The 22,123-nt window shown below is 66.1% G+C and carries 15 protein-coding genes; 3 read left to right on the forward strand and 12 right to left on the reverse strand.

The features are described 5' to 3' along the window. Positions 1-32 precede the first annotated feature (32 nt). From ACNFIA_RS02170 to ACNFIA_RS02205, 8 genes are all read right to left on the reverse strand, one after another. Positions 33-3,785, reverse strand: a complete 3,753-nt coding sequence (locus tag ACNFIA_RS02170; protein ID WP_416782714.1) for an Ig-like domain-containing protein — start codon at positions 3,783-3,785, stop codon at positions 33-35. Between the two features lie 274 nt (positions 3,786-4,059). After that, entirely contained in the window at positions 4,060-5,895 is a 1,836-nt protein-coding gene (gene glmS / locus ACNFIA_RS02175) for a glutamine--fructose-6-phosphate transaminase (isomerizing) (RefSeq protein WP_416782715.1), read from the reverse strand. A gap of 15 nt (positions 5,896-5,910) precedes the next feature. After that, a complete protein-coding gene (locus ACNFIA_RS02180; protein WP_045213398.1) occupies positions 5,911-6,681 on the reverse strand; it encodes a DeoR/GlpR family DNA-binding transcription regulator in 771 nt (256 codons plus the stop codon). A gap of 332 nt (positions 6,682-7,013) precedes the next feature. Continuing rightward, positions 7,014-8,966 (reverse strand): diguanylate cyclase, encoded by a 1,953-nt coding sequence (locus tag ACNFIA_RS02185; RefSeq protein ID WP_416782716.1) that lies wholly within the window; start codon positions 8,964-8,966, stop codon positions 7,014-7,016. After that, positions 8,963-9,835, reverse strand: coding sequence for an endonuclease/exonuclease/phosphatase family protein (locus tag ACNFIA_RS02190; RefSeq protein ID WP_416782717.1), 873 nt, complete (start codon positions 9,833-9,835; stop codon positions 8,963-8,965). The genes ACNFIA_RS02185 and ACNFIA_RS02190 overlap by 4 nt, the downstream gene beginning before the upstream one ends. 12 nt (positions 9,836-9,847) lie before the next feature. Continuing rightward, positions 9,848-10,489, reverse strand: coding sequence for a thiol:disulfide interchange protein DsbA/DsbL (locus ACNFIA_RS02195; protein ID WP_259758472.1), 642 nt, complete (start codon positions 10,487-10,489; stop codon positions 9,848-9,850). A gap of 182 nt (positions 10,490-10,671) precedes the next feature. Beyond that, a complete protein-coding gene (locus tag ACNFIA_RS02200; protein ID WP_017521245.1) occupies positions 10,672-11,277 on the reverse strand; it encodes a c-type cytochrome in 606 nt (201 codons plus the stop codon). 45 nt (positions 11,278-11,322) lie between these two features. Further along, positions 11,323-11,613, reverse strand: a complete 291-nt coding sequence (locus tag ACNFIA_RS02205; RefSeq protein WP_259758471.1) for a c-type cytochrome — start codon at positions 11,611-11,613, stop codon at positions 11,323-11,325. Positions 11,614-11,793: 180 nt separating this feature from the next. Here ACNFIA_RS02205 and yihA point away from each other — a divergent pair, with 180 nt between their 5' ends. Beyond that, on the forward strand, positions 11,794-12,456 hold the full coding sequence (gene yihA, locus ACNFIA_RS02210; RefSeq protein ID WP_259758470.1) for a ribosome biogenesis GTP-binding protein YihA/YsxC: 663 nt from the start codon (positions 11,794-11,796) through the stop codon (positions 12,454-12,456). 277 nt (positions 12,457-12,733) lie between these two features. On the opposite strand, the gene polA is transcribed toward yihA, so the two are convergent. Then, positions 12,734-15,475, reverse strand: coding sequence for a DNA polymerase I (gene polA, locus ACNFIA_RS02215; RefSeq protein ID WP_416782719.1), 2,742 nt, complete (start codon positions 15,473-15,475; stop codon positions 12,734-12,736). A 74-nt stretch (positions 15,476-15,549) separates the two neighbouring features. Here polA and ACNFIA_RS02220 point away from each other — a divergent pair, with 74 nt between their 5' ends. Further along, on the forward strand, positions 15,550-15,837 hold the full coding sequence (locus tag ACNFIA_RS02220; RefSeq protein WP_259758468.1) for a DUF2782 domain-containing protein: 288 nt from the start codon (positions 15,550-15,552) through the stop codon (positions 15,835-15,837). 34 nt (positions 15,838-15,871) lie between these two features. Further along, on the forward strand, positions 15,872-16,822 hold the full coding sequence (locus ACNFIA_RS02225; RefSeq protein WP_416782720.1) for a homoserine kinase: 951 nt from the start codon (positions 15,872-15,874) through the stop codon (positions 16,820-16,822). A 933-nt stretch (positions 16,823-17,755) separates the two neighbouring features. Here the strand turns inward: ACNFIA_RS02225 and ACNFIA_RS02230 are convergent. The 3 genes from ACNFIA_RS02230 to znuA form a co-directional block, all read right to left on the reverse strand. Beyond that, complete coding sequence (locus ACNFIA_RS02230) at positions 17,756-18,442, reverse strand: NrdJb (protein WP_017521239.1); 687 nt, start codon at positions 18,440-18,442, stop codon at positions 17,756-17,758. Positions 18,443-18,459: 17 nt separating this feature from the next. Then, positions 18,460-20,607, reverse strand: a complete 2,148-nt coding sequence (locus tag ACNFIA_RS02235; RefSeq protein ID WP_416782721.1) for an adenosylcobalamin-dependent ribonucleoside-diphosphate reductase — start codon at positions 20,605-20,607, stop codon at positions 18,460-18,462. A 574-nt stretch (positions 20,608-21,181) separates the two neighbouring features. After that, positions 21,182-22,111 (reverse strand): zinc ABC transporter substrate-binding protein ZnuA, encoded by a 930-nt coding sequence (znuA, locus tag ACNFIA_RS02240; protein WP_416782722.1) that lies wholly within the window; start codon positions 22,109-22,111, stop codon positions 21,182-21,184. Between the last annotated feature and the right edge of the window lie 12 nt (positions 22,112-22,123).

Genomic DNA, 22,123 nt, shown 5'->3' on the forward strand with positions numbered 1-22,123 from the left:
TGTTGCATGCCGCCAGCAGGCGGCGGACCTCATCAGTAGGTCAGGGTCCAGTAGCCCACGGTCTGCAGCTTGCCAGCGGTGGCGCTGCCGGCCTTGGAGTAGTACTGGGCCATGTAGGTCAGGGTCTTGTCGACGGCGGTCACGCTGATGCTGTGCTCGCCATCAGCCAGATCACTGGTGGGGGTGAAGGACCAGTTGCCGTTGTTATCGACCACGGTGCTGCCCAGCACGGTGTCGCCATCCTTGATGGTGACAATGCTGTCGACTTTACCGGTGCCCTGGAATTCCGGACGGGCATCGTCAGTCACGCCGCCATTGGTGATGTCGCCGGTAATGCTGCCCACGTCATCGATCACATGGGTGATCGCGACGCTCACACCGCTGGTGTCGATGATGATGTGGGTCGGGTCACTTTGGCCGGAGCTGTTGCCAGCCTCGTCCACCACTTCGGTGGTGAAGTCGTGCGGGCCGTCGACCAGCGGGTCGGCGGGAGTGAAGGACCAGTTGCCGGACGCATCGGCGGTGGCGCTGCCAATCGCAGTGCCATTGTCGTAGACAATGACGGTGCTGCCCGGCTCGGCTTCGCCGCTGAAGGTCGGTTGGTTGTCATCGGTGGTGTCGCCGTCGCTCAGCGCGCCGGTGACGGCACCTACGTCGTCAGTGATCACCAGACCGGTGTTGGCCGGCGCGGTGTAGTCGGTGAGGGTCGGGGTCGAGTCGTCGGTCACGCCGCCATTGGGAATCGGCCCCTGGATGCTGCCGACGTCGTCGTACACCTGGTCGATGGTCGGCTTGGCCGGCGCGGTGGTGTCCACGGTGAAGTCGAACACGCTGGACGAGCCGGTGCTACCGGTCAGGTCCACGGCCGTGGCAATGATGCTGTGCTTGCCTTCGGCCAGGTCGCTGGACGGCGTGAAGCTCCAGTTGCCGCTGGCGTCGACGGTGGTGCTGCCCAGCACGGTGTCGCCATCCTTGATGGTGACGATGGCGCCGACCTTGCCGGTACCGACAATGTCCGGGCGGGTGTCATCGGTCACACCGTGCAGGGCGATGTCGCCGGTGATGCTGCCGACGTCGTCGATCACATGGGTAATGCTGACGATCACACCGGAGGTATCGATGGTGATGTGCGTCGGGTTGCCCTGGCCGGAGCTGTTGCCGGCCGGGTCCAGCACTTCGGTGCTGAAGTCGTGCGGGCCGTCGACCAGCGGGGTGGTGGGGGTGAATTCCCAGTTGCCCGAGGGATCGACATCGGCTTCGCCAATCGGCTTGCCATTGTCATACACGATGACCTTGCCACCCGGCTCGGCCTGGCCGCTGAAGGTCGGCTGGTTGTCGTCGGTGGTGTCGCCGTTGTGCAGCGGACCGGTGACCGGGCCGACGTCATCGGTGATGACCAGCGTGGTATTGGCCGGCGCGCCGGTGTCGACGGTCAACGGCCAGATGCCGGTATGGGCGCTCTCGGTACCGACGCTGTTGGTGGCCGTGGCCGTGATGTTGTGCAGGCCGTCGGCCAGCTTGTCGGTGGTGATGGTCCAGTTGCCGGAGGCATCGGTGGCGCCGCTGCCGATCACCAGGCCGTTGCTGTCATACAGCTTGACGGTGCTGCCCGGCTGCGCGGTGCCGCTGAAGGTCGGCTGGTTGTCGTCGGTGACGGCGCCCTTCTGCAGGAAGCCGACATACGGACCGACGTCGTCATACACGCTGACGATGGCCGGCGCCGCGGGCGCACCCACGTCCACGGTGACGTTGTACGGCGCGCTCGGCACGGTGGCGTTGCCGGCCGGGTCGGTTTCCACCGCGGTCAGCGCGTTGAGGCCGGAGACCAGCGGCAGTTCGGGCTTGAGCGACCAGGTGCCGTCGGCACCGACGGTGGCGCTGCCGATCACGTGGTTGCCGGTGCTGTCCTTGGTGTAGACGGTGACGATATCCCCGGCCGTGCCGGTGCCGCTGATGACCGGGTGGGTGTCATCGGTCTCGCCGCCATTCTTGACGTTGCCGGTGATGTCGCCCACGTTGTCCAGCACGCCGGTGATGGCGAGCTTGGAGTAATCCGGCGCGGTGGTGTCGATGGTCAGGTCCAGCGTGCCCGGCTGGCTGGTGTTGCCGGCCGCGTCGGTCGCCGTGGCGTCGACATGGATCGGGCCTTCGGGCAGCGGCTTGGTCGGGGTCACCGACCAGTTGCCGCTGGCATCGGCGGTGGTGGTGAGGACTTCGCCGGTTTCCTTGATGGTGACGGTCACCGTGGATTTCGGCTCGGCGGTGCCATCGATGGTCGGCTTGGTGACGTTGGTGACGTTGTCACCCTTCACGCCCGAGTCGGAGGCATCGTCCAGCCACACCTTCGGCGCATCCGGCGCGGTGCTGTCGATGGTCAGCGGCAGGTCGGTGGGCGCGCTGGTGTTGCCGGCCTTGTCGGTGGCGGTGACCTGGATGTCCACCGGGCCATCGGGGATCGGCTGCTTCGGCGTTACCGACCAGTCGCCGTTGTCGTCGGCGACGGTCTTGATGACTTCACCGGTCGGCTGGATGGTGACGGTCACCGTGGCGCCCGGCTCGGTCTTGCCATCAATGGTCGGGGTCTTGTCGTTGGTCAGGCCATCGCCCTTCACGCCCGAATCGGACGCCGGGTCCAGCCAGGCGCTGGGCGCATCCGGGGCAATGGTATCGATCACCACCGGCAGCACCGTGGTGCCGGTGTTGCCCGCCGGGTCTTCCTCGGTGACAACGATGTCAGCCGGGCCTTCGGGAATCGGGTCTTTCGGGGTCACCGACCAGTTACCGCTCGGGTCGACGGTGGTGGTGGCCTTCTCGCCGGTCGGGAACACCACGGTGATGGTGTCGCCCGGATCACCGGTACCGGTGATGGTCGGGGTGTTGCTCGGCGAATAGGTGTCGCCGCCATCGTGAACGCCACCTTCCACGGTCGCGACCGGGTCGGCGGGCGGCACGGTGTCCACGGTGAAGTCCAGCACGTCCACCGGCGGGCTCGGCTTCTTGCCCGGCTCCACCTGGATCGCGGTGACATCGTGGGCGCCATCGGGCAGGCCGGTGGTCGGGGTGAAGGACCAGGTGCCGTTCTTGTCGACAGTGGTGCTGCCGATCTCGGTGCCATTGTCGATGATGTGGATCACCGCGCCCGGCACGCCGCCACCGGTGATGGTCGGGTGCGAATCGTCGGTCACGTCGCCATTGGCCAGCTGGCCCTGGATCGGACCGACGTCGTCGATCACCTTGACGTTGCTCGGCTCGGCGCTGGTCGGCGTGGTGTGGTGGTGGTTGCCGGTGTCGCGGTTGTGCTCGATGACCGCAGCCGCCGCGCCGATGCCGGCCAGGCCCAGCAGCCACGGCCACAGCACGAAGCCGGCGGCGTCATCGAAGGTCGACGCCAGGTACGGCGCGCCGTTGCCCAGGGCATCGCCGCCCAGGGCGATCGGAGCGGACTCGCCGTCGTTCATCAGCAAGTGACCGTAGAAGCCTTCGCCGTCAGTACGGACGTAGGCGTACAGCTGGCCGTCTTCGGCCACGCCGTAGAGCTGGCTGTCCATGCCCTCGGCGAAGAAATTCTGGAGAGTCAGATCAGGCTCTTTGCTGCCCTCGAAGAAGACTTCCAGGTCCTTGCCGTCACGCTTGACGGTGACGTTCTCCGGCGCGACATCGCTGCCGTCCACCTGCAGCAGGTACTTGGTACCCGCTACCGCCTTGATCTTGCCGCCGTGTTTGACCGCAAGCTTCTTGGCTGCGTGCTCAGTGACGGCGACTAAACCGATGTTCTCAATTGCCATGTAAATACCCACCTCGGGGGACGTTATGAGATGGGAAGGTTAATTTTTCACCCCGCGCGCGAAGATCAGCGCATCGCTGAAAAGTGCTGGCGGATTAACGACATAAGAGGAGGGAAAATTCCGCAAAGAAGGAATATAGGCAGGACTGATTCTTATACGGTCAGCGCTTCATGCGCGAAACAAAAAGCCGCCACCGGTGATCCGGTGGCGGCGTTTTGAGTGCCAGGGTCGATCTGCGCGTTTTCAGGAGCTGCTGCAGCGCCTCCGGCTTGACTTACTCGACGGTGACCGACTTGGCCAGGTTGCGCGGCTGGTCGACGTCGGTGCCCTTGAGCACGGCGACGTAGTAGGACAGCAACTGCAGCGGCACGGTATAGAGGATCGGCGCCAGGCAGTCGTGGATCGCCGGCATGCCCACCACGTGGGTACCCTCGCCGTTGGCGATGCCGCTGCCGCCTTCGGCGAAGACCACCAGCTCGCCGCCCCGGGCGCGCACTTCCTGCAGGTTGGACTTGAGCTTCTCCAGCAGCTCGTTGTTCGGGGCCACGGTGACCACCGGCATGTCGGCGTCCACCAGGGCCAGCGGGCCGTGCTTGAGCTCGCCGGCCGGGTAGGCTTCGGCGTGGATGTAGGAGATCTCCTTGAGCTTCAGCGCACCCTCCATCGCCACCGGGTACTGCGCGCCGCGGCCAAGGAACAGGGTGTGGTGCTTCTCGGCGAACAGCTCGCTGACCTTCTCCACCACCTTGTCCATCGCCAGGGCTTCTTCCAGGTGAGTCGGCAGGCGGCGCAGCTCGTTCACCAGCTCCGCCTCGACACCCTCGCCCAGGCGCTTCTGCACCTGGCCGATGCCCAGGGTCAGCAGCAGGAGGGCGACCAGCTGGGTGGTAAAGGCCTTGGTGGAGGCCACGCCGATTTCAGGGCCGGCGTTGGTCAGCAGGGTCATGTCCGACTCGCGCACCAGCGAGCTGGTGGCCACGTTGCAGATCGCCAGGCTCGACAGGAAGCCCAGCTCCTTGGCGTAGCGCAGCGCGGCCAGGGTATCGGCGGTCTCGCCGGACTGGGAAATGGTGACGAACAGCGAATCCGGGTGGACCGCGACCTTGCGGTAGCGGAACTCGCTGGCGACTTCGACCTGGCACGGAATACCGGTCAGGCTTTCCAGCCAGTAACGGGCGACCATGCCGGCGTGGTAGCTGGTGCCGCAGGCGACAATCTGCACGGTGCGCACCTTGGCCAGCAGCTCGCGGGCCTGCGGGCCGAAGTTGTCCACCAGCACCTGCCCGCTGCCCAGGCGGCCTTCCAGGGTGCGCTGCACCACGGCCGGCTGCTCGTGGATCTCCTTGAGCATGAAGTGGCGGTAGCCGCCCTTGTCCGCTGCCTCGGCGCCCTCGTGGTAGCGCACTTCCTCGCGCTGCACCGGGTTGCCGTTGACGTCCCACAATTGCAGGCCATCGCGGCGGACTTCGGCGATGTCGCCCTCCTCCAGGTAGATGAAGCGGTCGGTGACCTGGCGCAGCGCCAGCTGGTCGGAGGCGAGGAAGTTCTCGCCATGACCCAGGCCCACCACCAGCGGGCTGCCGCTGCGGGCGGCGAGGATGCGGTCGGGCTGCTTGCTGCTGATCACCGCCAGGCCGTAGGCGCCGTGCAGCTCCTTGACCGCCGCCTTGAGCGCGACGGTGAGGTCGCCCAGCTCGGTCAGGCGCAGGTGCAGCAGGTGGGCGATGACCTCGGTGTCAGTCTGCGAAGTGAACACGTAGCCGCGCGCCTTGAGCATCTCGCGCAGGGGTTCGAAGTTCTCGATGATGCCGTTGTGTACCACCGCCACTTCGCCGTGGGAGAAGTGCGGGTGGGCGTTGGCCTCGGTGGGCGCGCCATGGGTGGCCCAGCGGGTGTGGGCGATGCCCAGGCGGCCCACCAGCGGCTGTTCGGCGATGGCCTGCTCGAGGCTGGACACCTTGCCCGCGCGGCGGCGGCGGTCCAGCGCACCGTTGGTGTCGATCACCGCCACACCGGCGCTGTCGTAGCCACGGTATTCCAGGCGCTTGAGGCCCTCGACGAGGATCGGGGTGATAGTACGCTCGGCGATGGCGCCTACGATTCCACACATGGCTTGGCTCTCCTGTCAGTCTTCACAGCGCGCGCGGATCACTTTCACACCGCGCGCCTGGATCAGTTCGAACGCTTCATCGCTCAGGCGTTCGTCGGTAATCAGGGTCTGGACGCTGCTCCACGGCAGCTCCAGGTTGGGAATGCGCCGGCCCAGCTTGTCGGCCTCGGCCATGACGATCACCTCTCGGGCGACCTCGGCCATGACCCGGCTCAGGCCCAGCAGTTCGTTGAAGGTCGTCGTGCCGCGCTCGATGTCCAGCCCGGTGGCGCCGATGAACAACTGGTCGAAATCGTAGGAGCGCAGCACCTGTTCGGCCACCTGCCCCTGGAACGATTCCGAGTGCGGGTCCCAGGTGCCGCCGGTCATCAGCAGCACCGGTTCGCGCTCCAGTTCGCGCAGGGCATTGGCCACGCTCAGGGAGTTGGTCATCACCACCAGGCCAGGCTTGCGGCCCAGCTCCGGGATCAGCGCGGCGGTGGTGCTGCCGCTGTCGATGATGATCCGCGCGTGTTCACGGATGCAGGCGGCGGCCGCGCGGCCGATGGCCTGCTTGTAGCGCGACAGCGGTTGGCTCGGCTCGGCGATCAACTCGTGGGGCATGGGCACGGCGCCACCGTAGCGGCGCAGCAGCAGGCCGTTGCCTTCCAGGGCGGCCAGGTCCTTGCGGATGGTCACCTCGGAAGTGGCGAAGCGGCGCGCGAGATCGTCCACGCTGACTTCGCCCTGTTCGGCGAGCAGCGCCAGGATGTCGTGGCGGCGTTGGGGAGTGTTGCGTTTCGACATGAACGATTAAGTTTCGATTCGAAAGATAAGTGTGCGAATCAAAACCCATGTTCTTTCGTTCGTCAAGATTTTCCCGCGGGTATGAAAGCGCTTTTCTGTAGGAGCGAGCTTGCTCGCGAACCGGATTATCGCGGACGAAGTCCGCTCCTACACGGGCTGCGTACCTCGTAGGAGCGGACTCCGTCCGCGATGATCGTCGGCAGCGATGGAGTTCGCGAGCAAGCTCGCTCCTACAGATCGCAGGGCGCAAAAGGCGCCAGCGTCATCCGCCGCGAAGCGACCGGCATGCGGGCGATCGCGGGCATGGCCCGCTCCTACCGGGAGAGATGCACTCAGTCGACTTCCAGGCGATTGCGCCCGCCACGCTTGGCACGGTACAGCGCCTGGTCGGCGCGCTCGAACGCGCTTTCCGCACGTTCGCCTTCGCGGAACGCCGTCAGCCCCGCCGAACAGGTGATGTTCAGGCGTTCGCCCTTGAAGTGGAACGGGCACGCCTCCACGGCGCCGCGCAGCACCTCGAGCAGTTGCTGCCCTCCCTCCAGCGGCGTGGCGGGCAACAGGACGACGAACTCCTCGCCGCCGTAGCGGGCTATGAAGTCGGCCTTGCGCACGCGTTTGGCCAGCTCGTTGGCGATAATCTTCAGGACCTTGTCGCCGGCGAGATGGCCGAAGTCATCGTTGATCCGCTTGAAGTGGTCGACATCGATCACCGCCAGCAGCAGGTCGCCGCCGTAGCGCTGCCAGCGCGCGACTTCCAGGTCCAGCCGCTCGCTCAGCGCGGCGCGGTTGGGGAGGCCGGTCAGGGCATCGGTCATGGCCTTCTGGCGCTGGTCCTCGATGTTCGCCTGGAAGCTGCGGGCCTCCTCTTCCATGCTGGCGACACGGGTCACCAGCGACTGGATGCGTTCGCCCACTTCACGCTCACGCGCCTCTCGCTCTTCGCGGAAGCGGTCCATGGTGCCGACCAGCCCCTGCAGGCGCGACTCGACATTGCGCTTGAGGCCTTCCAGGTCGGTCGCCTCGCGCATGCTTTCCTTCAGGCCGCTGACCTGTTCGCGCAGCGTATCGTCGAGGGCGCGGGCGCTGGAGCTGTTGCCGCTATGGCTTTCCTGAACGACCTGCAGACCGTCGAGGAAGGCGCCGAGGCGTTCGTTGAGCTGGTGCAGATACCCTTCGAACTCGCGCTGGCCGCTGTCGTTGAGCGACAGCACGAGCACCCCCAGGTCATCCAGCACGGGCACCAGTTCGTACCAGTTGAGGCTGCCGTGGATGCGCGAGCGCAGCGCCTCGGCCTGGGGCTGCTGGGCCGCCGGCAGGTGCATTTCGTCCAGCAGGCGCAGCAGGCTGGCCTCGATGTGCGGCGCCACGGCGCTGTAGCCGGGCTCGGGGCGCGGCGGCAGGGCGTAGGGATCACTGGCCTGGCGCGCCTCTTCCGCCGTGCCGAACAGGCCGGGCGGCACGGGCAGGCTGTCCAGCAACCGGCCGGATTCAGCGGGAGCAGGTTCCGGGACGGCCTCTGGCGCAGGACTGTGCGCCAGGGCGACAGGCTCGGGCGGCGCAACCGGCACGGGGGCGGCAACGGGTTCGGGGAGGGGTGCCGCGAGGCCTGGCTCGGCCAAAACGGGCGGCGGTTCCGCGACGGCAGCCTGGGGCTCGGCCGCTGGCGGCTCGGCCCGCGCCGTTTCGGCCAGCGGCGCGGCCTCCGCCGGAAGCGCTGGCGCGCTGGACGCCGCTTCCGGCTCGTCCGTCGCATCGCTGTCGCGGCTGCCGAACAGGCGTTGCAGGAAGCCGGGGCGCTGTTCGCCGCCGCCCTGGCCGAAATGCTCCAGCACCTGGCGCTGCAGGCGGCTCAGTTCGGCCAGCAGGGCCGGCAGTTCGCGGGAAGAGCTGCCGCGGCTGGGGATGTCCTTGGACAGCCGCTTGAGCGGCTTGCGCAGATCGCCGGGCATGTCCAGGGACAACAGTTGCTGGGACAGCTGGCTCAGCGCCGCGACGTTCTGCTCGACGCGCTGCTGGCGGCGCTGCTCGGAATCGAGCACGGCCTTTTCCAGCTGCGGGATCAGCCGCGCCAGGCCGGCATCCATGTCGTCGCGGCGCAGCACTTCGCGCAGCTCCTTCATGCAGGCGTCCACCGCCTTGTCGCTGCCCTCGGCCGCCAGGCTGCTGCGCACCAGGCCGCGCCGCAACAGGTCGAGGCGGGCGTCCCAGCGGCGTTCGAGCTTTTCCTGCTGCTCGAGGTTATCCAGGTATTTCTGCTTCCAGCGTTGGTCGTCGTCGCGACTCATTCAGGGGCCTCGCCGCGCAAGGCGAGCGACGAGGACGAACGCAGGGCATCCGGCAGGCGGATCTCCACGGCCACCGGCAGGTGGTCGGAAATCGGGTGCGGGAGGACACTGACGCGTTCCAGCGCCAGCTCGGAGCTGAGCAGGATGTGGTCCAGGCAGCGCTGCGGGCGCCAGCTGGGGAAGGTGGCCTCGACCTGCGGGGCGATGAGCTGGAGGTCGCGCAGCGGCGAGCTTTCCAGCAGGTCGGTGGCATGGGTGTTCATGTCGCCCATCAGAACGTGGTGACGGTAGTCCTGCAACAACTCGCGGATATAGGCGAGCTGGCGGGTGCGAGTCCGCGCGCCCAGGGCGAGGTGCATCATCACCACGGCCAGCGCGTCGTCGCCTTCGCCGAAGCGCATGAGGATCGCGCCGCGTCCCGGCGGGCCGGGCAGCGGATGGTCTTCCAGGGCGGTGGGCTGCAGACGGCTGAGCAGGCCGTTGCTGTGCTGGGCGATGCGCCCGAGGTTGCGGTTGAGCTGCTGGTACCAGTAGGGGAAGGCACCGAGCTGGGCCAGGTGTTCGACCTGGTTGATGTTGCCGGAGCGGATGCTGCCGCCGTCGGCTTCCTGCAGGGCGACCAGGTCGTAGTCCTGCAGCAGCTCGCCGATGCGCTGCAGGTTGGTGGCGCGCCCCGCGGTCGGCAGCAGGTGCTGCCAGCCGCGAGTCAGGTAGTGACGATAACGTTCGGTGCTGATGCCGACCTGGATGTTGAAGCTGAGCAGGCGCAGCCGGCCGTCATCGGGCAGGCCGGCGGAAGTCCCGTGTGCGGCGTTCACCCGCGGGACGCAGGCCCCCGCGACACGATCACGAGTCCGCCGGCGCAGCATCGTCGTCGGACCTTACTGCGCGGCCTTGGCGCCGGCACGCTCCTTGGCGATCAGCTGGTCAGCCAGCTGCAGCGCCTCGTCCGGGCCACCGGCCGAGCCGATGTCGAAGCGGTACTTGCCATTGACCACCAGGGTCGGCACGCCGCTGATCTGGTAGGCCATCGCCAGCTTCTTGGCCTTCTCGATCTGGCCCTTGATGGCGAAGGAGTTGTAGGTGCTGAGGAACTTGTCCTTGTCCACGCCCTGTTCGGCGACGAAGTCAGCCATTTCTTCCGGAGTGGTCAGGGCTTTGGGGTTGTTGTGCAGTTTTTCGAAGATCGAATGGTGGACCTTCTTCTCCACGCCCATGGATTCCAGGGTCAGGAACAGCTGGCCGTGGATGTTCCACAGACCACCGAACATGGCGGGGATACGCACGAAGTGAACGTCGGCCGGCAGCTTCTCGACCCACGGGTTGATGGTCGGCTCGAACGCATAGCAGTGCGGGCAACCGTACCAGAACAGCTCCACCACCTCGATCTTGCCGGGCTGGGAGACCGGAACGGCCTGGTTCAGCTCGGTGTAGTTCTTGCCTGCTTCGAAGTCGGCGGCATTCGCGTTGAAGGCGAACAGGCCGGCGAAGGCAAGCGCGGCGGTGAAAATCAGGTTACGCATGGTTCACTCCTTGGCTGAGCGGAACCGCCGCGCTCGCTGTGGCGCGGCGGGATGAAGCGGTTTGACCCGGGGGGCCAGACACGGTTCCAGCATTGTAGTGGGGGTGGACGCAAAAAAGGGTGGCCGAAGCCACCCTTTTTTTCGAAGCAGTATTTCGCGCTGGCGTTTGCGCCAGGCGCTGCTTAGTGCAGGCCTTCGATGTAGCTGGAGATCGCGGCGATGTCCTTGTTGGACAGCTTGGCGGCGATGCTGCGCATGATCATGGCGTCGCCGTCGTTGGTGCGCTCGCCCTCGCGGAAGGCGGTCAGCTGCTTGGCGGTGTAGGCCGCATGCTGGCCACCCAGGTGCGGGAAGCCGGCTTCGGCGTTGCCCTGGCCTGCCGGGTTGTGGCAACCGGTGCAGGCCGGCATGCCTTCGGCGAGCTTGCCGCCGCGGAACAGGGCTTCGCCCTGGGCGACCAGCTTGGGATCGGCGGCGCCGACGCTGCCGTTCTGGCTGGAGAAATAGGCGGCGATGTCGGCCAGGTCCTGATCGCTCAGGTTGGTCAGCAGGCCGGTCATTTCCAGCACGGTGCGCTTGCCGTCCTTGATGTCGTGCATCTGCTTGAGCAGGTAACGCTCACCCTGCCCGGCCAGTTTCGGGAAGTTGGGCGCCATGCTGTTGCCATCGGCACCGTGGCAGGCACCACAGACAGCAGCTTTCGCCTGACCGGCCTTGGCATCGCCAGCGGCGTGCGCCACACCGACAAGACCCAGGGTCAACAGCAGACTCACGATCAATTTGTTCATCAGCTAATCCAATAACGGCTAAGGGTGAAAGAGTAAGGCCTGAGGTTACTTCGACATCCACTGGATAATTGTCTGGTAATCCTCGGCGCTGCAGTCGGTGCACAGGCCGCGAGGCGGCATCGCGTTGAAACCGTTGGTCACGTGTTGCACCAGCGTGTCCATGCCCTTGTCCAGGCGTGGCTTCCAGGCGGCTGCGTCGCCCTTCTTCGGCGCCATCGGCAACTGACCATTGTGGCAGGCGCCACAGGCTCTGTTGAAAACGGCTTCCGGATCCTGGGCCGCCATGGCGCTGGAGGCCAACGTGGCAACGATGGCTGCGAACAGCAGTTTCTTCATGATTGTCCTCATCGCAGGGAACATCCACGTTCTTGATTGCGCGGACTCCAACGTTCCCGTGTGGCTCGACCCTGGGGGATAAAGCGCACACAAAATCCGCGGCATTATATACTTCCGATGCCCAAACGGAAACGAAACCGCCCCCCGCGACACCGCGTCGCACCCGCCGCGAAGTTACCCATGTCCTCGAAGAACGCTACGAAAAACCCGATTCTCGGCCTCTGCCAGCAGGCCACTTTCCTCATTTCCGCCGCCAAGGTGAACCAGTGCCCGGAAGACTCCGGCCTGGAAGTCGCCTTCGCCGGCCGCTCCAACGCGGGCAAGTCCAGCGCGCTGAACGCGCTGACCCACGCGAACCTGGCGCGCACCTCCAAGACCCCAGGCCGCACCCAGTTGCTGAACTTCTTCCGCCTGGATGACGAACGCCGCCTGGTCGACCTGCCCGGCTACGGCTACGCCAAGGTACCGATTCCGCTGAAGCTGCACTGGCAGCAGCACCTGGAAGCTTATCTCTCCAGCCGCAATGCGCTAGCCGGCGTGGTGCTGCTGATGGATATCCGCCACCCGCTGACCGATTTCGACCGCCTGATGCTCGACTGGGCCCAGGCCAGCCAGCTGCCGATCCACGTGCTGCTGACCAAGGCCGACAAACTGGCCTATGGCGCGGCGAAGAACGCGCTGCTCAAGACCCGCAAGGAAATTCTCGACGGCTGGGGCGATGTCGCCACCCTGCAACTGTTCTCGGCGCCCAAGCGCCAGGGGGTGGAGGAGGCGCAGCTGGTCCTGGCCGGTTGGCTGGGGCTGCTGGACGAAGAAGACCAAGAGGCCGGCGAGGAGGCCTGAGGCCAAATCGCAGGCAAAAAAAACCCCGAGCTTCGTATGGGGAGGGGGAAGTTCGGGGTTTAAGTCCGGACCGCTAGGGCGGGGTCCAGTAATCTGCCAACACTAAACACTGCAAAGGAGCATCGAAGGGCTTCACCAGCCATTCACGAGTTCTGACTCGGCTCTTCGCGGGAAAGTTCAGCAGGTCACCAAAGATTTTTTCCGACCGGCGCCACGACCTCGGAACAATCGTGCCAGAAGGCCCGACTGGCGGGCCTTGTGACCGTTCGTCCGGTTATCAGTGGGCCTCATCCCAGTTGGCGCCGACGCCGGCCTCGACGACCAGCGGCACGTCCAGCTGCGCCGCGCCGCTCATCAGCGGGCGGATGCCGTCACGCACCTGGTCGACCAGGTCTTCGCGCACTTCCAGCACCAGTTCGTCGTGCACCTGGAGGATGACGCGGGCGTCGAGGCCACTCGCCTGCAGCCAGTTATCCACCGCGACCATGGCGCGCTTCATGATGTCCGCCGCCGTGCCCTGCATCGGTGCGTTGATCGCGGTGCGCTCGGCGGCCTTGCGCATGGCGCCGTTCTTCGAAGCGATTTCCGGCAGGTACAGGCGTCGGCCGAACAGCGTCTCGACGAAGCCCTGCTCGGCGGCCTGGGCACGGGTGCGCTCCATATAGGCCAGCACGCCCGGGTAGCGGGCGAAGTAGCGGTCGATGTAGGCCTGGGCTTCCTTGCGCTCGACGCCGATCTGCTTGGCCAGGCCGAAGGCGCTCATGCCGTAGATCAGGCCGAAGTTGATCGCCTTGGCGCTGCGGCGCTGGTCGCCCGTCACCTCGTCCAGCGGCACGCCGAAGACTTCGGCGGCGGTGGCGCGGTGCACGTCGCGGTCGTGACGGAAGGCGTCCAGCAGGCCTTCGTCCTTGGCCAGGTGAGCCATGATGCGCAGCTCGATCTGCGAGTAGTCCGCCGCCAGCAGCTGGTACCCCTTGGGCGCGACGAAGGCCTGGCGGATGCGCCGGCCTTCGGCGGTGCGGATCGGGATGTTCTGCAGATTCGGGTCGCTGGAGGACAGCCGGCCGGTGGCCGCCACGGCCTGGTGGTAGCTGGTGTGGATGCGCCCGGTACGCGGGTTGATCTGCTCCGGCAGCTTGTCGGTGTAGGTGCTCTTGAGTTTGCTCATGGAGCGGTACTGCATGATCACCTTGGGCAGCTCGTAATCCTGCTCCGCCAGCTCGGCGAGGACGTTTTCGGCGGTGGACGGCTGGCCGGTGGCGGTCTTGGACAGCACCGGCAGGCCGAGCTTCTCATACAGGATCGCGCCCAGTTGCTTGGGCGAGCCGAGGTTGAACTCCTGGCCGGCCAGGTCATAGGCCTGGCGTTCGAGTTCGACCATTTTCTCGCCCAGCTCGACGCTCTGCTTACCCAGCAGGTTGGCATCGACCAGTGCGCCGTTGCGTTCGATGCGCGCCAGCACCGGCACCAGCGGCATCTCGATCTCGGTGAGGACCTTGGCCAGCGACGGGATTGCCTCCAGCTTCTGCCACAGAGTCTGGTGCAGGCGCAGGGTCACGTCGGCGTCTTCGGCGGCGTAGGGGCCGGCCTGCTCCAGGGCGATCTGGTCGAAGGTCAGCTGCTTGGCGCCCTTGCCGGCGATGTCCTCATAGCGGATGGTGCTGTGGCCGAGGTACTTCAGCGCCAGGCTGTCCATGTCGTGACGGGTCGCGGTGGAGTCCAGCACGTAGGATTCGAGCATGGTGTCGTAGGCGATGCCCTGCACGGCGATGGGCGTCGAGGCGTTGGCCAGGACGTTCATGTCGTACTTGGCGTGCTGGCCGATCTTGCGCTTGTTCGGGTCCTCCAGCAGCGGCTTGAGCGACCGCAGCACGGCGTCGCGGTCCAGTTGCGCCGGCACACCCATGTAGCTGTGGGCCAGGGGTACGTAGGCGGCCTCGCCTTCCTTGACGGCGAAGGACACGCCCACCACTTGCGCCTGCTGCGGGTCGAGGCTGGTGGTCTCGGTGTCGAAGGCGATCAGGTCAGCGGCTTCCAGCTTCTTCAGCCAGGCGTCGAACTCGGCCTGCTCCAGCACGGTGTCGTACTTCGCGATGGCCTGGATCGACACGGCCTCGACGTCGCCGCCGCCCTCTTCCTTGGCCTCGCGCAGCAGGTCGTCGAGCCAGTTCTTGAACTCCAGCTCGCGGTACAGGCCGATCAGCGCCTCGCGCTGCGGCTCGCCGGGAATGAGCGCCTCCACTTCGACGTCCAGCTCGACGTCGGTCTTGATGGTGGCCAGCTCATAGGAGAGGAAGGCCATCTCGCGATGCTCCTCCAGCTTGGCCGGCAGGCCCTTGGCGCCGCGGATCGGCAGCTCGGGCACCTTGTCCAGGCTCGCATAGAGCACGTCCAGGCCGCCGCCCACGCCCACCAGCAGACCAAGCGCGGTCTTTTCGCCGACACCGGGCACGCCGGGGATGTTGTCCACCTTGTCACCCATGAGCGCGAGGTAGTCGATGATCAGCTCAGGACCGACACCGAATTTCTCTTTTACGCCATCGGGGTCGAGCACGCTTCCGGTCATGGTGTTGACCAACGTAATGTGCCCGTCGACCAGCTGCGCCATGTCCTTGTCGCCGGTGGAGATCACCACCGGGCGCCCCAGCGCCGCGCTGCGGCGGGCCAGGGTGCCGATCACGTCGTCCGCCTCCACGCCATCCACGCACAGCAGCGGCAGGCCAAGCGCCCGCACGCTGGCGTGCAGCGGCTCGACCTGCACGCGCAGATCGTCCGGCATCGACGGGCGGTTGGCCTTGTATTCGGCGAACAGCGCGTCGCGGAAGGTCGGCCCCTTGGCATCGAAGACCACCGCGAACGGGCTGTCCGGGTATTGCTTGCGCAGGCTCTTGAGCATGTTCAGCACGCCCTTCACCGCGCCGGTCGGCATGCCGGTGGAGGTCGTCAGCGGCGGCAGGGCATGGAAGGCGCGATACAGGTAGGACGAGCCGTCCACGAGGACGAGGGGTGCTTGGCTCATGAGGGGAATCAACCTTTTCAGAAGGGCTCGGGCTAAAATGTCCGTAGCCAATTCGACAAAGGGACAAGGTTATCATGCGTACGTTGAACCGCCTGTTGCTCGCCGCTCTGCTGGGTCTTGGCGCGACTGCCGTCATGGCGGCGGACGATGCCCCGACGCCGGAACCGGATGTGACCATCCGCCAGGAGGGCGACAAGACCATCCAGGAATACCGCGTGAACGGCTTCCTCTACGCCATCAAGGTCGTGCCCAAGCACGGCAAGCCGTACTTCCTGGTGCGCCAGGACGGCAGCGACGGCAACTTCATCCGCTCGGACCAGCCCGACAAGCTGATCCCGCAGTGGCAGATCTTCAGCTGGTAAACCCTTCCCTCCACGACGCTCCAGAGGATTGAGCATGTCGGTATTCACGCCTCTGGAACGTCCGGTCCTGGAAGCTTTCCTCGCCCCCTACGGCCTCGGCCGCCTGCGCGACTTCCGCGGCATCGCCGAAGGCTCGGAGAACAGCAACTTCTTCGTCAGCCTGGAGCAGGGCGAATTCGTCCTGACCCTGGTGGAGCGCGGCCCGGTCCAGGAGATGCCGTTCTTCATCGAACTGCTCGACGTGCTGCATGAGGCCAACCTGCCGGTGCCCTACGCCCTGCGCACGAAGGACGGCGAGGCGCTGCGCCAGCTCGAAGGCAAGCCGGCGCTGCTGCAGCCGCGCCTGGCCGGCCGCCACGAGCGTTCGCCGAACAATCATCACTGCCAGGAGGTCGGCGACCTGCTGGCGCGCCTGCACCTGGCGACCCGCGAGCGCATCATCGAGCGCCCCAGCGACCGCGGCCTGAGCTGGATGCTGCATGAAGGCGAGGCGATGCAATCGCATCTTTCCGGCAGCGCCGCCATCCTTCTGGGCGATGCCCTGGAGGAAATCGCCCGCCTGCTCGCCGAGCAACCGGCGCTGCCGCGCGCCAACCTGCACGCCGACCTGTTCCGCGACAACGTGCTGTTCGATGGCCCGCACCTGGCCGGGGTGATCGACTTCTACAACGCCAGCTCCGGCTGGATGCTCTACGACCTGGCGATCACCGTGAACGATTGGTGCTCCACCGACGACGGCGCCCTCGACGGCCCGCGCGTCCGCGCCCTGCTGGCGGCCTACGCGGCCAAGCGGCCGTTCACCGCGCTGGAAGCGGAGCTGTGGCCGGAGATGCTGCGGGTGGCGTGCGTGCGCTTCTGGCTGTCGCGGCTGATCGCCGCCGAGGCGTTCGCCGGCCAGGACGTGCTGATCCACGACCCGAGTGAATTCGAACGACGCCTGGCGCAGCGGCAGACGGTGGGGATTCATTTGCCGTTTGCGCTGTGAGCGGCAGCTCTTCGTAAGGACAACTGTCTTCTTCTGGATAATCCGTGCCGACACGTCCCCTCACCCCAACCCTCTCCCTGAGGGAGAGGGGGCAGACCGTGCCGGCTGACACTACGACTTCATCCTGCGCCGAACGGTCCCCTCTCCCCCTGGGAGAGGGTTAGGGTGAGGGCCGTCCCGTGTGCAGATGTATCTCGTAGGAGCAGACTCCGTCCGCGATAGCCGTGGCACCGGCCTGCCGGCCGGATCACGGATAAATCCGCTCCTACGAGAGCCCTGCACTCCGGCTGATACACCTCGCCGCATCGCCACTCCGTAGCCGAGCCTGGACGAATGGCTCCCGTAGGAGCGGACCTTGTCCGCGAAATCCCTCGCGGCGGAATTCGTTCCGACCGGGACTGCCGCAGCACAGTGCCCACCTCCAGTGCATTCAACCTGAAACGTCAGGGCGCCGACAGAAATTCGCGGACAAGGTCCGCTCCTACGCGAGCAACCCCGTGCTTGCCGGAAGTTGGTGATTCCCCTGTAGGAGCTCGCCATGCGCGCGATCGCGGGCATGGCCCGCTCCTACAGGGGGAGCCGGGCCAGGCCGATCCTATGTGGGGTTCTGTAGGAGCGAGCTTGCTCGCGAACGGCCCCGCAGCGGAGTTTGTTCGCGAGCAAGCTCGCTCCTACATAAGAGCAGTACGGTGTGAAGCGGGTGGTGTGAAGATCGAACAAGGAGTCGGCATCCCTGCCGTGACTCCTCTGCCCAAGTTCAACCCCGGCCCGGCCATCCTTGGCCGGTCGTTCGCCGGCGCGACGCAGGCGGGCGTAAAGATCCAAATCGGAGTCGGCATCCCTGCCGGTGCTCCTCTGCTCAAGTTCAACCCCGGCCTGGCCATCCATGGCCAGTTGTTCGCCGGCGCGACGTATACGTCGCGTCGCTCCGGCTCACCCACACTTGGAATGCCCGCAGTTCAGGCACGTCGCGCAGCCGTCCATCTGCACCACGGCCATGGTGTTGCACTTGCCGCACAGCTGGGCGCCGGCGGGGAAGCCTTCGCCGGGTTCGGCCTTGTTGGTGCCCTGGGCGGCCTCGTAGGCAGCGCGTTTCTCGGCAAGGTACAGGCGCTGCTCCTCGTCCAACTGCGGGCCTTCCATCAGGCCGATGGCGACCAGGTGGCGCTCCACCACGGCGCCGATCTCGGCGACGATCGACGGCATGTAGATGCCGCCGCGCTTGAGGTAGCCGCCACGCGGGTCGAACACCGCCTTCATCTCTTCCACCAGGAAGGTGCAGTCGCCGCCCTTGCGGAACACCGCGGACATGATCCGGGTGAGCGCGACGATCCACTGGAAGTGGTCCATGTTCTTCGAGTTGATGAAGATCTCGAAGGGCCGGCGCTGCTCGTACGGGGTGTCCGGGTTGAGCACCACGTCGTTGATGGTCACGTACAGCGCATGCTCGAACAGCGGCGACTTGATCTTGTAGGTCGCGCCGACCAGCAGCTCCGGGCGCTGCAGGGTTTCATCCATCTTCACCACGGCAGCGGCCGCGGCGGCTTCCACGCGGGCCTTCTCCTCGGCCACGTCCACCACCTGGAAGCCTTTGATCTTCTGGTTGATCTTGACGCTCATGAGTCTCTCCAGGGGTATCAGTACTTGCCGTAATAGCCTTCTTTCAGGGCGTCGAAGAGGTTGGCGGCGGTATGGATCTCGCCGTCGTACTCCACTTCCTCGTTGCCCTTGAGTTCCACCACGCTGCCATCTTCCAGCTCGAAGCGGTACAGCGTCTTCTCCAGGTCGGACTCCTTCACCAGCACGCCCTGGAAGGCCGCCGGGTTGAAGCGGAAGGTGGTGCAGCCCTTCAGCCCCTGGCGCCAGGCGTAGAGGTAGATGTCCTTGAAGTCCTCGAACGGGTATTCAGTGGGGACGTTGGCGGTCTTGGAGATCGACGAGTCGATCCACTTCTGCGCGGCGGCCTGGATGTCCACGTGCTGCTGCGGGGTGATGTCGTCGGCGGTGATGAAGTAGTCCGGCAGGCGGTGCTTCTCTTCCTCGGCGCCGGGGACGGCGTGGTTGTCCACCTGGTCGCGGTAGGCCAGCAGCTCGTAGCTGAAGACGGAGATCTTCTCCTTGGTCTTGCGTCCGGCGCGGATCAGGTTGCGCGAATAGTGGTGCGCGAAACTCGGCTCGATGCCGTTGGAGGCGTTGTTCGCCAGGCTCAGGCTGATGGTGCCGGTGGGCGCAATGGAGCTGTGGTGGGTGAAGCGCGCGCCGTGCTCGGCCAGTTCCTCGATCAGCTGCGGCGCATGCTCGGCGACGCGCTGCATGTAGCGCGAGTACCTGGCGTGCAGCACGCGGCCGGCCACCTTGTCGCCCACCTTGAAGCCGTCGGCTTTCATTTCCGGACGCTTGCGCAGCATCTCGGCGGTGACGTCGTACTCCTTCACCAGGGCCGGCGCCGGGCCCTTCTCGCGGGATAGCTCCAGCGCCACTTCCCAGCCCACCAGGGCCATCTCGCGCGCCACCTCTTCAGTGAACACGCAGGCCTCCGGGCTGCCGTAGCGCAGCTTGAGCAGGGTCAGCGCCGAGCCCAGGCCGAGGAAGCCCATGCCATGGCGGCGCTTGCCGAGGATTTCCGCGCGCTGCTGTTCCAGCGGCAGGCCGTTGATCTCCACCACGTTGTCGAGCATGCGAGTGAACACGCGGACCACTTCGCGGTAACGCTCCCAGTCGAAGCGCGCATTCTCACCGAAGGCGTCGATCACGAAGCTGGTCAGGTTCACCGAGCCCAGCAGGCACGAACCGTACGGCGGCAGCGGCTGCTCGCCGCAGGGGTTGGTGGCGCGGATCGCCTCGCACCACCAGTTGTTGTTCATCTCGTTGACCCGGTCGATGAGGATGAAGCCGGGCTCGGCGTAGTCGTAGGTGGACACCATGATCATGTCCCACAGGTGCCGCGCCTTGACCCAGCCGTAGACCTTGCAGGCCACGCGGCCGTCATCGCCCACCAGGTACTCGTCGTGCAGCGGCCAGTCGCGCCAGACCACTTCCTCGGCGTTGTTCAGGTCGACCTCGTCGCGCTCCTTCTGGTGAATCGGGAACACCAGCGGCCAGTCCTCGTCGTCCTCCACGGCGTTCATGAAGCCGTCGGTGATCAGCAGGCTGAGGTTGAACTGGCGCAGGCGGCCGTCTTCGCGCTTGGCGCGGATGAACTCGCGCACGTCCGGGTGGCTGACGTCGAAGGTGCCCATCTGCGCGCCGCGCCGCCCGCCGGCGGAGCTGACGGTGAAGCACATCTTGTCGTAGATATCCATGAACGACAGCGGCCCGCTGGTGTGCGCGCCGGCGCCGGAGACGTAGGCGCCGCGCGGGCGCAGGGTGCTGAATTCGTAGCCGATGCCGCAACCGGCCTTGAGGGTCAGCCCGGCCTCGTGGACCTTCTCCAGGATGTCATCCATGGAGTCGCGGATGATCCCGGAGACGGTGCAGTTGATGGTCGAGGTGGCCGGCTTGTGCCCCTGGGCGCCGGCGTTGGAGATGATCCGCCCGGCCGGGATGGCGCCATTGCGCAAGGCCCAGAGGAAGCGCTCGTACCAGTGCTCGCGCAGCGCCTTGTTCGCCTCGACGTTGGCCAGGGCGCGGGCGACGCGCTGCCAGGTCTCGTCGACGCTGCCGTCGATGGGTTTGCCGCTCTTGTGTTTCAAGCGGTACTTGCTGTCCCAGATGTCCTGCGAGGCAGGCTGCAGGGCGAGCATTCCTTGGTCGGCGCCGCGTTGGCGCGCATCGGTCTTGGCCATCCGGGAAAGAACCTCCTGTCGGTTGGGTGGCAGTCGCAAATGGAGCGCGAGTAGACCCCATATGTAGGCATAGATTCCTGACCGCCATCAATATCTTGTGTTAGAAGCACCCCGACGGAAACGATAGACGGTTGAGCGGCAGGCGCCGCAAAAGATGCGTTCAGCCGACGATTGGCGGGGAGCCAGGGGAGGAAAGGGCGGGAAATTTCAGGCAGAGAAGGTGCGGCGATCAGGCACGGGGATGGAGTGTGCCGCGCCATCAGGGAACTCAGGTACGAGCGGAGGCACCCTCTCCCTAACCTTTCCCTGAAGGGAGAGGGGGACTGTCCTGCGCAAGCAGTCAGTCCCATGTTTTTCCGGCTAATCTGGATGTCTCAAAGCATGCCGAACGGCTTCCCCCGCCCCCTTGAAGGGAGAGGGGACTGTCCTGTGCGAGCTGGCAGCTCAACGTTTGCCGGCTAACCCTGCAGTTTCAAAGCATGCCGAACGGCTCCCTCTCCCTTCGGAGCGGGGCGCGTAGCCAGGGCTGGGGAGAGGGGAAACCCAGGCAGAGGAGTTTCCCGAGAACCCCAACTCAGAGCTTCTCCAGGCACCCCGCGAACTCGTCCGCCAGGTTGCCCAGCAGCTTTTCGTACCCCTGGGCATCCACCTTCACGGCGACCCCCAGGTCATCCAGCTCGGCCAGGCGCACCGGCAGGCCCTGGCTCAGGGTGTCGGCCAGGCGCGGGCGGATCGGCGGTTCGCTGAAGATGCACGACGGGCCGGCCTTCTGCAGTTGCGCGCGCATGGCCGCCACGTGACGGGCGCCCGGCTGCACGTCGGCGGAGACGGCAAAGACCCCGGCATGGCGCAGGCCATAGGCCTCCTCGAAGTAATCGAAGGCCTCGTGGAAGACGAAGAACGGCTTGCCCTTGAGCGGATCGATGCGCTGCTTGAGACGCGCGTCCAGCGTCTCCATGCGCTCGTCGAAGGCCTTCAGGTTGGCCTGGTAGCGGCTGGCGTTGGCCGGGTCGGCGATGGCCAGGTCCTCGGCCATGCGTGCGGCGATCACCTGGGCATTGGCGGGCAACAGCCACAAATGCGCATCGATCATGCCGGGACGATGATCGTGGTCGTGGCCGGTGTCGTCGTCATGGTCCGGATGGTTCGACTCGCTGAAGTCGGCGAACTTGCGCAGGTGCATGCCGGCCTGGTCCTGCACCGCCACGCTCGGGCCCTTGCGGCTTTCCAGCACCTTGGGCAGGAAGTTCTCCAGGTCCGGGCCGACCCAGTAGAACAGCTGCGCATCGCGCACGCGGCGGATGTCGGAGGGGCGCAGCGAGTAGCTGTGCGGCGAGGCGCCCGGCGGCAACAACACGTCCGGCGTGCCTTCGCCATCCTGGATGGCGGCGGCGATCAGTTGCAGCGGCTTGATGCTGGTCAGCACGCTGACCTCGGCGCGCACGGGGAGGCTGAGCAGCAGCGCGCAGGCGGCGGTCAGCAGGGCGACGGGACGGAAGGACACGGCGGCACTCAC

The sequence above is a fragment of the Pseudomonas sp. NY15437 genome (assembly GCF_048068435.1).
GTDB classification, from domain to species: domain Bacteria; phylum Pseudomonadota; class Gammaproteobacteria; order Pseudomonadales; family Pseudomonadaceae; genus Pseudomonas; species Pseudomonas nitroreducens_B.

Excerpts from the sequence above, each read along its gene's own strand:
- ACNFIA_RS02195 (WP_259758472.1), bottom strand. The coding sequence starts at position 10,489 with ATGCGTAACCTGATTTTCACCGCCGCGCTTGCCTTCGCCGGCCTGTTC.
- ACNFIA_RS02220 (WP_259758468.1), top strand. The coding sequence starts at position 15,550 with ATGCGTACGTTGAACCGCCTGTTGCTCGCCGCTCTGCTGGGTCTTGGC.
- ACNFIA_RS02230 (WP_017521239.1), bottom strand. The coding sequence starts at position 18,442 with ATGAGCGTCAAGATCAACCAGAAGATCAAAGGCTTCCAGGTGGTGGAC.
- ACNFIA_RS02205 (WP_259758471.1), bottom strand. The coding sequence starts at position 11,613 with ATGAAGAAACTGCTGTTCGCAGCCATCGTTGCCACGTTGGCCTCCAGC.
- glmS (WP_416782715.1), bottom strand. The coding sequence starts at position 5,895 with ATGTGTGGAATCGTAGGCGCCATCGCCGAGCGTACTATCACCCCGATC.
- ACNFIA_RS02180 (WP_045213398.1), bottom strand. The coding sequence starts at position 6,681 with ATGTCGAAACGCAACACTCCCCAACGCCGCCACGACATCCTGGCGCTG.
- ACNFIA_RS02235 (WP_416782721.1), bottom strand. The coding sequence starts at position 20,607 with ATGGCCAAGACCGATGCGCGCCAACGCGGCGCCGACCAAGGAATGCTC.
- ACNFIA_RS02170 (WP_416782714.1), bottom strand. The coding sequence starts at position 3,785 with ATGGCAATTGAGAACATCGGTTTAGTCGCCGTCACTGAGCACGCAGCC.
- ACNFIA_RS02225 (WP_416782720.1), top strand. The coding sequence starts at position 15,872 with ATGTCGGTATTCACGCCTCTGGAACGTCCGGTCCTGGAAGCTTTCCTC.
- polA (WP_416782719.1), bottom strand. The coding sequence starts at position 15,475 with ATGAGCCAAGCACCCCTCGTCCTCGTGGACGGCTCGTCCTACCTGTAT.
- yihA (WP_259758470.1), top strand. The coding sequence starts at position 11,794 with ATGTCCTCGAAGAACGCTACGAAAAACCCGATTCTCGGCCTCTGCCAG.
- ACNFIA_RS02190 (WP_416782717.1), bottom strand. The coding sequence starts at position 9,835 with ATGCTGCGCCGGCGGACTCGTGATCGTGTCGCGGGGGCCTGCGTCCCG.
- ACNFIA_RS02185 (WP_416782716.1), bottom strand. The coding sequence starts at position 8,966 with ATGAGTCGCGACGACGACCAACGCTGGAAGCAGAAATACCTGGATAAC.
- ACNFIA_RS02200 (WP_017521245.1), bottom strand. The coding sequence starts at position 11,277 with ATGAACAAATTGATCGTGAGTCTGCTGTTGACCCTGGGTCTTGTCGGT.